11 protein-coding genes and 1 tRNA gene are annotated in these 10,932 nt (G+C 66.4%); 6 read left to right on the top strand and 6 right to left on the bottom strand.

The window, feature by feature from the left end:
- Nucleotides 1-541: 541 nt before the first annotated feature.
- A complete protein-coding gene (locus U9977_RS21310; RefSeq protein ID WP_322751060.1) occupies nt 542-1,282 on the top strand; it encodes a pirin family protein in 741 nt (246 codons plus the stop codon).
- Nucleotides 1,283-1,408: 126 nt separating this feature from the next.
- On the opposite strand, the gene aceE is transcribed toward U9977_RS21310, so the two are convergent.
- The gene (gene aceE / locus U9977_RS21305) at nt 1,409-4,162 is read right to left on the bottom strand and encodes a pyruvate dehydrogenase (acetyl-transferring), homodimeric type (RefSeq protein ID WP_322751059.1); all 2,754 of its coding nucleotides are present in this window, start codon (nt 4,160-4,162) and stop codon (nt 1,409-1,411) included.
- Between the two features lie 291 nt (nt 4,163-4,453).
- Between aceE and U9977_RS21300 the strand changes: the two genes are divergently transcribed.
- Both U9977_RS21300 and U9977_RS21295 read left to right on the top strand, forming a co-directional pair.
- Nucleotides 4,454-4,858 (top strand): YjbQ family protein, encoded by a 405-nt coding sequence (locus U9977_RS21300; RefSeq protein ID WP_322751058.1) that lies wholly within the window; start codon nt 4,454-4,456, stop codon nt 4,856-4,858.
- Between the two features lie 186 nt (nt 4,859-5,044).
- Entirely contained in the window at nt 5,045-5,482 is a 438-nt protein-coding gene (locus U9977_RS21295) for a DUF3052 domain-containing protein (protein WP_322751057.1), read from the top strand.
- Nucleotides 5,483-5,577: 95 nt separating this feature from the next.
- Here U9977_RS21295 and U9977_RS21290 read toward each other — a convergent pair whose 3' ends face one another.
- Nucleotides 5,578-6,207, bottom strand: a complete 630-nt coding sequence (locus tag U9977_RS21290) for a DUF4234 domain-containing protein (protein WP_322751056.1) — start codon at nt 6,205-6,207, stop codon at nt 5,578-5,580.
- A gap of 332 nt (nt 6,208-6,539) precedes the next feature.
- On the opposite strand from U9977_RS21290, the gene U9977_RS21285 reads away from it, so the two are divergent.
- The 3 genes from U9977_RS21285 to U9977_RS21275 all read left to right on the top strand — a co-directional run bounded on the left by U9977_RS21285 (nt 6,540) and on the right by U9977_RS21275 (nt 7,745).
- Complete coding sequence (locus U9977_RS21285; protein WP_322751055.1) at nt 6,540-6,998, top strand: peroxiredoxin; 459 nt, start codon at nt 6,540-6,542, stop codon at nt 6,996-6,998.
- A gap of 271 nt (nt 6,999-7,269) precedes the next feature.
- Nucleotides 7,270-7,524: a hypothetical protein gene (locus U9977_RS21280; protein ID WP_322751054.1), complete on the top strand. Its 255-nt coding sequence runs from the start codon at nt 7,270-7,272 to the stop codon at nt 7,522-7,524.
- Between the two features lie 149 nt (nt 7,525-7,673).
- Nucleotides 7,674-7,745: transfer RNA gene (locus U9977_RS21275), tRNA-Val, on the top strand.
- Between the two features lie 157 nt (nt 7,746-7,902).
- Here U9977_RS21275 and U9977_RS21270 read toward each other — a convergent pair.
- The 4 genes from U9977_RS21270 to U9977_RS21255 form a co-directional block, all read right to left on the bottom strand.
- Nucleotides 7,903-9,153: a site-specific integrase gene (locus tag U9977_RS21270; protein ID WP_322751053.1), complete on the bottom strand. Its 1,251-nt coding sequence runs from the start codon at nt 9,151-9,153 to the stop codon at nt 7,903-7,905.
- Nucleotides 9,154-9,401: 248 nt separating this feature from the next.
- Nucleotides 9,402-9,734, bottom strand: coding sequence for a hypothetical protein (locus tag U9977_RS21265; RefSeq protein WP_322751052.1), 333 nt, complete (start codon nt 9,732-9,734; stop codon nt 9,402-9,404).
- Nucleotides 9,735-9,929: 195 nt separating this feature from the next.
- Complete coding sequence (locus U9977_RS21260) at nt 9,930-10,124, bottom strand: helix-turn-helix domain-containing protein (protein WP_322751051.1); 195 nt, start codon at nt 10,122-10,124, stop codon at nt 9,930-9,932.
- 572 nt (nt 10,125-10,696) lie between these two features.
- Nucleotides 10,697-10,932, bottom strand: a 236-nt coding sequence (locus U9977_RS21255; RefSeq protein WP_322751050.1) for a tetratricopeptide repeat protein, incomplete at its 5' end; no start/stop codon positions are given.

The following is a 10,932-nucleotide window of genomic DNA, read 5'->3' as shown; positions in this document are numbered from 1 at the left end:
GGGCCATCTCACGGCCTCGCATTCATGCGGTAACGCCAAGTGGCAATCATGTAGCTGGCGGCCGATGACATCTGTTCCGCCGTGCTGTCGGCAGCCGTCACATCGCCTCCTCGCGAGGCACTCGCGTTGCGTCGGGGCCACTTGGCCAAAGGCCCCGAGGGGGTTGGTAGGGGCAAAGGTACCGAGATCATAGCTCTTTCGTCGGGCCCGTGGCCCCCTGGGGTTGTGAGGGCCGACGACGGTGCGATCAATGGGGGCTCGTCCGAGCGTGAAGTGACCTCATGGGCATACTTCTCGCGTCGTCAGAGGCCTTTGGAACCTACTGGTCGGGACCGTCCCGGCTCCGAGGTGAGGGCGATTACGTTGGACGATGGTCTGGCCGGATGTGGGGCTGGCCGGATGTGCATCGTACGCACTCTACGACAACTCGCCCGCTGATCGTAGCCGCACCGATGGTAGCGGACAGGGGCGCGTGGGTAGCAGGAAAGGGAAGGGCGGGACTGTGACTGATATCTCGACGTCGCGAGGAACGGCGATTGCCGTGAGGCGCTCGGAGGGCCGGGCCGTGACCCGAAACCCGTGGCTGGACTCGCGCCACTCGTTCGCGTTCGGTCGCCACTATGATCCCGCCAATACCCATTTCGGCCTTCTGCTGGTCAGCAACGACGACCGTGTCGCTCCTGGTGGCGGCTTTGACGCCCACCCGCACCGGGACATGGAGATCGTGACCTGGGTCCTCGCGGGTGAGCTTGTGCACACCGATTCCACTGGAATCAGCGGTGTGATCCGGCCCGGGGTTGTTCAGCGGATGAGCGCGGGCACCGGGATCCTGCATGCGGAGATGAACGCGGCACCGTGCTCCGGGGTGCACGAATGCTTTCCAGGGGATCCCGGTACGGTTCATTTTATTCAGATGTGGATTATTCCGGACACGTCGGGTATCACCCCCGGTTATGCCCAGATCGATGTGACGGACACTCTGGCGACCGGCAGTCTGGTGGCGATCGCGGGCGGAGCCGGCTCGCAGGCGGCGGTCGACATTCGGCAGAACAATGCAGTCCTGCACGGTGCGCGACTGCCCGGGTCCGGCCGCGTGCAGCTGCCGTCCGCGCCCTGGGTGCATCTGTTCGTCGCGCGCGGCACGGTCACGGTGGAGACCGTCGGCGATCTCGCGGCTGGTGACGCAGCCCGGATCCGAGACTGCGACGGGCTCGCGGTCAGTGCCCCGGCCGGGCCGGCGGAAATTCTGGTCTGGGAGATGCACGCATCCCTTGGCCGGTGAGCCACCACAGGGTGAGGCCGCGACAGGGTGAGGCCGCGACAGCGCCTGCTGCCGGCATCCCGGTACCGCGGGATGCCGGCAGTCACCTCAGGCGGGCATGCGCCCGGCCCTGGGCCCGCAGCGGTCCTACTCGCGCAGCCCGTAACGACGGATCGCATCCTCGACGACGGCCGCCTTGACCGCGCCATGGCGGGCCAGCGCCTCCAGGGTCGCCACCGTGATCGACTGGGCGTCGACGTGGAAGTGGCGCCGCAGCGCCGCCCGGGTGTCGGAGCGGCCGTATCCGTCGGTGCCCAGCGAGGTGTAGTCCTGGGGAATCCACCGTGAGATCTGGTCGGGCACCGCACGCATCCAGTCGCTTACGGTGATGACCGGTCCAGGTGCCCCTTCCAGGATGCGGGTCACATACGGCCGGCGCTCCACCGAATCCGGATTCAGCAGGTTGTGCTCCTCGCAGGCGAGAGCCTCCCGGCGCAGTTCGTTCCAGGAGGTCACCGACCACACGTCCGTTTCCACGCCGAAGTCGTTCGCGAGGAGCTCCTGCGCGTCCAACGCCCACCGCATCCCGGTACCGCTCGCCAGCAGCTGCGCGCGGTTGGGCACGGTTCCCGACCCGAGGTCCACCGGCGTTCGGGCGGCCAACCCCGTTTGGGTGAATGGTCGGAACAGGTACATCCCGGCGAGAATCTGTGCCGGGTCTATCCCGGCCGGCTCGGCCGGCTGCGGGAAAGGCTCGTTGTAGACGGTCATGTAATAGAAGACGTTTTCGTCGCGCTCGCCGTACATCCGGTCGAGGCCGTCGCGGACGATGTGGGATACCTCGAAGGCGAACGCCGGGTCGTAGGCCACGCAGGCCGGGTTCGTCGACGCGAGCAGCAGCGAATGGCCGTCCTGGTGCTGGAGCCCCTCACCGTTGAGCGTGGTTCGCCCGGCGGTGGCACCGAGCAGGAAACCGCGGCCGAGCTGGTCTCCGAACGCCCACATCTGGTCGCCGGTCCGCTGGAATCCGAACATCGAGTAGAAGACGTACACCGGGATCATATGGACCCCGTGCGTGGCATACGCGGTGCCCGCGGCGATGACCGAGCCCATCGAGCCGGCTTCGTTGATGCCCTCGTGGAGCATCTGACCGGATTCGGACTCCTGGTAGGAGAGCAGCAGGTCGCGGTCGACGGCCTCGTAACGCTGCCCGTGCGGCGAGTATATCTTCGCGGTCGGGAACATGGCGTCCATGCCGAAGGTGCGGGCTTCGTCCGGAATTACCGGAACGAATCGGGCGCCTATCTCCTTCGTCTTCATCAGATCTTTGAGAAGGCGGACGAAGGCCATGGTCGTCGCCACCGGTTGTTTACCCGAGCCGCGCCGCAGGTCGTCGAAGATCGATTTTGGCGGCTGCGGAAGGGGACGCGTCCGTACGACCCGCTTGGGCAGCGAGCCGTCCAGTGTGGCCCGCCGTTCCCGCATGTACTGGATTTCGTCCGAATCCAGGCCGGGATGGAAGTACGGCGGCAGGTCCGCCTCCAGCTCGGCGTCGGGAATCTCCAGGTAGAGACGGTCGCGAAACTCCTTCAGCTCACCCTTGCTGAGTTTTTTCATCTGGTGCGTGGCATTGCGGGCCTCGAAGTCCTTGCCCAGCGTCCAGCCCTTGATGGTGTGGGCGAGGATGACCGTGGGCTGGCCGGCATGCTCGGTTGCGGCCTTGTAGGCGGCGTAGAGCTTGCGGTAGTCGTGACCACCACGGGAAAGTTTGCGCAGATCGTCGTCGGAGAGGTCCTTGACCATGCGGCGCAGGCGCGCGTCCGCGCCGAAGAAATGCTCCCGGATGTAGGCTCCGGACGACGTGGTGTAGGTCTGGAACTGGCCGTCCGGCGTCGTGTTCATCCGGTGCACCAGGACTCCGTCGGTGTCCTGGGCGAGCAGCGGGTCCCAGTCGCGGCCCCAGACCACCTTGATGACGTTCCAGCCGGCGCCGCGGAACAGCGACTCCAGTTCCTGCATGATTTTGCCGTTGCCGCGTACCGGGCCGTCGAGACGCTGCAGGTTGCAGTTCACGACGAAGATCAGGTTGTCGAGTTCCTCCCGGGCGGCGATGCCGAGGGCGCCGATCGACTCGGGCTCGTCCATCTCGCCGTCACCCAGGAAGGCCCATACCCGGCTGCGCGACGTGTCCTTGATCCGCCGGTTCAGCAGGTATCGGTTGAAGCGGGCCTGATAGATGGCATGGATCGGCCCGAGGCCCATCGAGACGGTCGGGAACTCCCAGAAGTCGGGCATCAGGCGTGGGTGCGGGTATGACGGAAGTCCATCCGCCGCCCCCTCCCGGCGGAACGCATCAAGAGCTCCGGTGGTCAGCCGGCCCTCGAGGAAGGCTCTGGCGTAGATTCCCGGGGAGGCATGGCCCTGGACGAAGATCTGGTCACCGGAGTCGCCGCCGGGCCCTGCGGTCAGCTTGTCCTTGCCGCGGAAGAAGTGGTTGAAACCGACCTCGTAGAGTGCGGCACTGGATGCATACGTGGCGATATGACCGCCAACGCCGTATTCCGGACGATTCGCCCGACTCACCATGATTGCCGCATTCCATCGAATATATGCGCGTATGCGCCGTTCGATGTGTTCGTCGCCCGGGAACCACGGTTCCTGCTCCGGTGGAATGGTGTTGATGTAGTCAGTGCTGGTGAGCCCGGGCACACCGACGGCCTTCTCTCGGGCCCGCTCCAGCAGCTTGAGCATGAGGAATCGTGCCCGTCCCCGGCCCTGCTCGTCGATCACCGCATCCAGGGAATCCAGCCATTCGCTGGTTTCGGACGGGTCGATGTCCGGCAACTGGCTGGGAAGCCCGTCGGTGATGACCGAGAACCTCCTGCCGCTGTCCTTCGCCACGCGTTCTCCCTGCCGTCGCTTGGTCGTTGTTCGCATGCTTGGTCGCGAGTGGGTCCCCGTCCATCGTGCTCTGTGTGGGCGGTCTCGTCACCCTCCACCCTCGCCGCCTGGCGATAGGGGTGCGGGTCGGCGGTCGGGGCCGGAAGCGGCATCAGCCGGGCAGAACCGCCCCCGCCACATCGCCGCCGCCGATCTGGCGGGGTCGTGTCGCCGCTGTGCTGGCTTTGTGGAACGGTTGGAGACAATGGATGGTGCGGACGGTGGGCGGCAGGTGACCACGAAGGGCGGTCCATGGAGACGACGACGGTGTCGGTGCACACCGGCGACGGGGAATGTGTTTGGGATCTCACCGCTGCCGCGCGGCGCTTCGTCACCGGTCGCGGGGATGGGTTGCTGTCCGTGTTCGTCCCACATGCGACCGCCGGCCTCGCCGTCCTTGAGCTCGGTTCGGGCAGCGACGCGGATCTTCTCGCCGCGCTCGCAGACCTGTTGCCCACCGATCGCGCATGGCAGCATGCCCATGGCTCAAAAGGTCACGGAAGGTCACACGTCCTGCCTGCGCTGATAGCGCCGTCGTTGACCGTTCCGGTCCTCGATGGCGGCCTGCTACTCGGCACATGGCAGTCGATCGCATTGGTTGATCTCAACGTGGACAATCCCGAGCGCACGGTTCGGCTCTCGTTCCTGTCCGGATGAGACGGCGAGAGCGACACCTTTGTCCACAACTACCGGCGTGGCACTTGCGCTGCCCGGGGGTGCTCCGGTGGACTAGGTCCACGGCGATGCGGGCAGTAGGTGGATCGAGAGACCGCCGTGCTGCCCGGCCGTTGCATGCGGACAGCGTGTCCGTGTGCGGCTGACACGAGCAGGAGGTTGTTGAGGGTGAGTCCGACCGCGGCGAACGCCGAGGGTCAGCGGCGTGCGGAACGTCTGGGTATCACGCCAGGGGTACTGGTTCAGTCGCTCAACGAAGACGATGATATCGCCCGTGATCTTCTAGGTGCTGTCACCTCTGCCAGCGGAACGGAACTCGTCCCGGAGGATTCTGACGATGTGGTCGACGTCGTACTGCTGTGGTGGCGGGACGACGACGGCGACCTTGTGGAGGCACTCATCGACGCGCGCCGCCAGCTGTCCGAGGCTGGGGTGATCTGGCTTCTGACACCGAAGGCCGGCAGGCCTGGGCATGTCGAGCCCAGCGACGTCCTGGAGGCGGTGCCGACAGTCGGCCTGGTGCAGACAAGCACTGTGAGCGTCGCCGCGGAATGGGCCGGAATGCGGCTGGCCGCACCGAAGTCCCAGCGGGTCCGGCACCGGTAGGGCTTCCTGGGTCCCTGGCCGCCAGCTGGGTCCGGTGGCGGCCAGGGCCGGAGGGGGTTTTTTGACCGGGGCAGCGCGCAGCGCGGTGGGTCGGGTCAGGCGGGCAAGGGGACCTGCTGCCCTTCGACCGCGGTCGGGTACCGGTCCCAGATGCGGTTGATCTCACTCTGGAGATTCAGCGGCCCGAAACCGAGAAGAAAGATCGTGAACGCGACTCCGGTTCGCAACGGAGGCAGGCCGGCTGATTGTTGTGCCTGGCGTGTGCGTGCACACAACCGCCACACGGCGACGAGCGGCGGAGCGAGAAGGAGGACACCCAGGGTCACCGCGAATACTGAGAGGGTCGGATCGACCACGATTCGTCGGTCATACTCGCTGAGTTCCTTGTTGGTCTTGTAGATCCAGACGATGGTGTAGATACCAAGAGTGATCAAAGGTAGGCCGAGCCAGCTGGCGCAGGGGTTGCGGCGCTTGCCGTGGATGCCGGTGGCCGTCGGCTGCGGGTAGCCGCTGGGCACGGCTGTCGCCGAGGTCGGGTATGCGCGGCCGGATCGGGGCGGGCCGTACCCGTTCACGCGCTGAAGCCCGGATGGCTGCCGGCCCCGATCGGACTGGCCGTACGGACCGAAGGTCTGCTCGGTCACTGCGTTCCCCTGTTCGGAGTGCCGCCGGTCGCCCGGCCACAGCTGATAACAGTATTGCCCCGGTGGGTCAAGATCGGTCATTGCGCACGGTTCCGTCCGGCGGGGCTTGGTCCGCGTCCATGTCCGCGCCCATGTCCGCATCCGGTCTGATAGCCGGCATGCCGACTGGGACCGAGGTAGCGGATTTTTACCCGGAGCGATGCAACGAGGCAAATGTTACTGGCCGCGACATCAGGAAACGAGACTCCGGACACATCGGTTCCGCACGATTGCGGTGCCGGCGCAGCCGTCCGGCCTGCCGTAGGGATGCCAACGTTGATCAGGTGGCATGCTGGGTGCGGGTGGCCGACCGCCCTTTCCCAACGTGACGCCGCCTGCAACGTGACACCGCCTTCCGTCGAGAGGATTGACCAGTGGCCGTAGAGGTGGGCACCGCCGCCCCAGACTTCACTCTGCGTGATCAGAACAACGAGGAGGTCACGCTCTCGGAGTTCCGCGGGCGTCGCAACGTCGTCCTCCTGTTCTATCCGCTCACCTTCACCGGGATCTGCCAGGGCGAGCTCTGTGCGGTCCGTGACGACCTCTCCGCGTTCCAGAACGACGACGTGCAGGTGCTCGCGGTCTCGGTCGACTCGCCCTACGCCCACAAGGTGTGGGCCGATCGCGAGGGCTATGACTTTCCGCTCCTCGCCGACTTCTGGCCGCACGGTGAGGTGGCACGCAGCTATGGCGTGCTGGAAGAGAGCAAGGGGTTCGCCGTGCGCGCGACCTTCGTCATCGACAAGGACGGCACTGTGCGCTGGACTGTTGTCAACGGACCAGGTGAAGCACGCGACCATGGTGAATATCTCAAGGCGCTCGCGGCCCTGTAATCCGCCTCGAGGGGGCTGGTTGGCCAAAGGGTGTGCGATTGTGGTTTTTCGCGCACCCGGAGGCCTTGAGGGAGCTGGTTGGCCAAAGGGTGTGCGATTGTGGTTTTTCGCGCACCCGGAGGCCTCGGGGGAACGTGAGGGAGTTAGTGCTTGCACGATGCCGTGTTTTCGTTGTCACATCCGCCAGACCGATCCCGCGCGCGGATCCAGTCCGTGGCGACGGGCGGTAGTCGAAGGTGAACAGGTTCTGTTCTGTCCGCCGTGCCAGCTGGTGACAGGATGGTCGGACATTCTTGACCGGTGCGCTGGCTGCGGCTCCACGCATCTGGCCAAGGCCCTGGGTGCCGTCTCGTGCCGGGACTGCGGCCGGGAGGTCTCGCCGGCCTCGCCCGCCGAGGATCTTTCGGTTTCCGATCCGCGGGTGTCGCGGGGGAGCGGACCTGGGCAGCCCGTAGCCGCATCCCCCAGCCTCAGCGACGAGGTTGAGGCCGCCCTCGCACGGGTACTGGGCCGGGCCGTGACCTGAGCGCCGACATCGGCTCGTCTACCTGACCGGGTGGACGTCGCCGTCGGACGTCGCGGGGAACGCATGCCGGCGCGGAGTCCGGTCCCACGCCGGTTCCCCACGCCGGTTCCCCACAACGGCACGATGTTGCGTACTCTTACGAGAGCCCGGGGCGCGTAGCTCAGCGGGAGAGCGCTCGCCTTACAAGCGAGTGGTCGCAGGTTCGATCCCTGCCGCGCCCACGAGCTGGTTCCGCATGCTCGTTGATCTCCGATCAGGCTTGCCACCAGCCGTGATGCCCACCGGGGAGCCGAGCCCCCCGAACCCCCCACGATCACAAACACCGTCCCGGCGATGATCGGGACGGCGTCCCTGTAGCAACGGGTGTAGCAACGCACTTCAGCTCAGTTGATCGTCGAGCTTCCGCAACGCCGCGCGTTTCTCCGCCATGGACGAGTGTGCGTAGATCGTCATGGTGACCTCGATCGCCGAGTGCCCCGCGATGTCCCGGACGGTGTGAGGCGGCACACCGAGATCAAGTAGGAGCGTCACGCAGGTGTGCCGCAGGCCATGAAACACGACCCCGTCGAGCCCGGCCGCCCGGCGCAGCGGCTCCCAGGTTCTGCGCAGGTTTCCTGGTTCGATCACAGTACCGATCTTTGTGGTGAAGATGTGACCGGACTCCTGCCAGCGTTCACCGGCCGCCATGCGCTCCGCGTCCTGCGCCTTGCGATGTTGCTCCAACGCATCCGTCACGATGCCGAGCAGCGGCAGCGTCCGTTCCGAGGTTTCCGTCTTCGGCGGGACGAGTCGCAGGGCGCCGCCGATTCGCTGAAGGGTCTGGTTGACGGTGAGTGTGCCGCGCGTCATGTCGATGTCGGACCATTGGAGCCCGAGTAGCTCGCCGCGCCGCAGGCCCAGGAAGAGCGCCATCACGACAAGAGTCCGTAGCCGGTTGCCCTCCGCCGCATCGAGCAGTGCCCGAGCCTGGTCGACGGTCAGGCCCCGATTGATCCCGTACCTGGGCGCTGTCACCTGTACGAGCTTGGCTACGTTACGGCGAAGCAGTTCCTCGCGGACCGCCGCTTGCAGCCCGTTGCGGAGGACCGAATGCACCTGTTGCACGAGCCGCCGGGACGGCACCGACTCGCAGCACCGGCCCACCGCGCAGCATCGTTGCCTCTTCGCAGGTCGTGCGTTGTCCCGTCCGTGCTTGCAGCACAGGCAGGTCTTTTCAAGCCGTCGTAGGAACAGGCGGACGTCGGCGGCGGTCAACTTGTTAAGGCGCTTCTTCCCGATGCCAGGGGAGATGTGAACTCGAACCATCATCTCGTATCCGTGGTAGGTCGCAGGCTTCACAGCGGGCCTCACCGTGTGCGCGAGCCAGTACGTCAGATACTTCTCGACCGTCCACCCGGTGGCATCCGCCGGGATGCCCTGGTCGGAGTTGGCCTGAAGCTCGGTGAGCTTTGTCCGGACGATCTCTTCGGACCGGCCGTAGACGGGCCGCCGCTTCGTCGTGCTGTCGGGCATCAGCACATACGCCGCGCCCACCCACATACCGTCGGCTCGCTGATAGATCGACCCCTGGCCGTTGGCGCGTCTTTTGCGGTCCCGGCGTTTTCCGGGCGCTCCGTGTGTGTCGGGCATGACAGAAGAACTCCTTGAGTGAGAAGATCGGGGATATTGGCCGGGGACGTGGCTGCCCGACGGTCGGGGCTGTTCCGGTCCTCTGGGCGCGGAAGGGTCTGCCGGGAAACCGGCCGCATCCAGGGCGCTACGCGTCACTACGTGATCGGCTTCGCCGACCCTGGACCCGTCCGGCTCCCCGGCAGGTAGTGCGCCTACCAGAGGCACGGAAAAGAAATGGGGTGGGTGCGAAGGACCGCGGGTACCGGTCAGTGCGGCTGGTGCTGGGCGGGAACCGTCCGATACGGGAGAACGTCGGGTACCCAGCCACCGGCCGGACCAGGCCCGTGTGATGGGGGAGTTGCCGAAAACGCGGCGCCCGGGATCGCGCGGAACACCAAGACGACGTCGACATCCCCGAGCGCCTCGACGAAGACCGCGTCGGTGGGGATCGTGACGGCGGTCCGGGCGATGTCGAAGGGGTCGGCGCCCGGCTTGACGGTCATCTCGTAGTAGCCGTAGCCGGGGACATTGAGGCGGACGAAGGGTTGTCCGTCGGAGGGGTCGCGCGGTAGGCCGAGGTCAGGCGGAATGATAGGCATCACGGTCTGCGCTCCTTGAATTGGAAGGGTGCGGATCGAGGTCCCGGTGTGGTGTTCCAGCACCCGCCGGGGCCGCTTACTGATCGTTGAGCTGTGAGGGCTTGCGACGTATCCCGGGTGGACCGCGAGCCAATGGGTCGATCAGGGTGAGTTGCCGAAACCCGGTCGTCCGGTCCGGACCGGCCTTGCTTACGATCACGCCGCCGCCTCCCCGTCGCAGAGCCCGCGGAGCCGATCGACGTAGGCGAGGACCGCAGCACGAGGAACACGCCGGGCGCGGCCGATGCGGACGGATTCGAGCCGGTGTCCGCGGATCAGGTCGTAGATGGTGCTACGACCGACGCCGAGCAGCGCGGCAGTTTCGTCGACAGTCAGCAGAAGCTTGGTCACGGGTCCTCTCCGCAAGATCAAGACGGAAGGTCAAGCAGCGTGAGCCGTGACCGGCAGGTCGGTTGCCGAAAGTGAATGGGGATCACCGTGAGCCGCACGGGCCGCATCAAGGGCGCGGCGCGGGCCGCGCCGCGCGACGGCTGTGCGTGGCGCTGGCGCGCCATGCTCGCCGGACGCGTCGCCAGCCCGCCACCGCGCACAACCCAGGTCAGGAATGGCACGTACGCCAGGCATCCCAGGACCTGTGGGCATGCCGGTCGGGCCGATCGCCTCCGGATAGGCGAATCCATGCCGTACCGAGCGGCACGGATTCGCGATGCTGGTTCTGTTTCGCGGTCAGGTTCACCGAACGCCCAAGCACGTTTCGGGATGCGCAGCCATGCGACCACCGGAGACCAGCACCGGACGCGCCAACGGCAGACGAAAACCGTGCAGTGGGCACGCCAGCGGGCAGCCGGGAGACAGCACCGGGTCGCTTCGCTCCCCGGGCAGCCCGACCCGCGCAGCTTGCCAGCCGGGACGCTGTCTCGGGTCGTTCCAGGATCCGTCAACAATTCCAAAAGGTCGAAGAATCAGCCGTTATCAAAATCCGCCAACGCGTCTCGGACCCCGATGGTCAGAGGGTGATCCTCCCCGAGGATCGTCCGGCTCCGGGCCAGCACACTTTCCCCCAGTGCGCGGGCGCCGGCGTAGTCCCCGGTCGACCACCGCGTGATGGCGAGGTTCGCGGCCGCGGACAGGGTGTCCGGGTGGTCCTCCCCGAGGATCGTCCGGCGCCGGGCCAGCACACTTTCCAACAGTTCGCGGG

Source organism: Protofrankia sp. Cas8, from assembly GCF_963555845.1.
Classification (GTDB): domain Bacteria; phylum Actinomycetota; class Actinomycetes; order Frankiales; family Frankiaceae; genus Protofrankia.
This window is presented reverse-complemented; position numbering and strand designations above follow the sequence as displayed.

Bases quoted from the DNA above. Each gene is read 5' to 3' on its own strand.
- U9977_RS21290 (WP_322751056.1), bottom strand. From the start codon at position 6,207: ATGACCGATCTTGACCCACCGGGGCAATACTGTTATCAGCTGTGGCCG.
- U9977_RS21270 (WP_322751053.1), bottom strand. From the start codon at position 9,153: ATGCCCGACACACACGGAGCGCCCGGAAAACGCCGGGACCGCAAAAGA.
- U9977_RS21265 (WP_322751052.1), bottom strand. From the start codon at position 9,734: ATGCCTATCATTCCGCCTGACCTCGGCCTACCGCGCGACCCCTCCGAC.
- U9977_RS21300 (WP_322751058.1), top strand. From the start codon at position 4,454: ATGGAGACGACGACGGTGTCGGTGCACACCGGCGACGGGGAATGTGTT.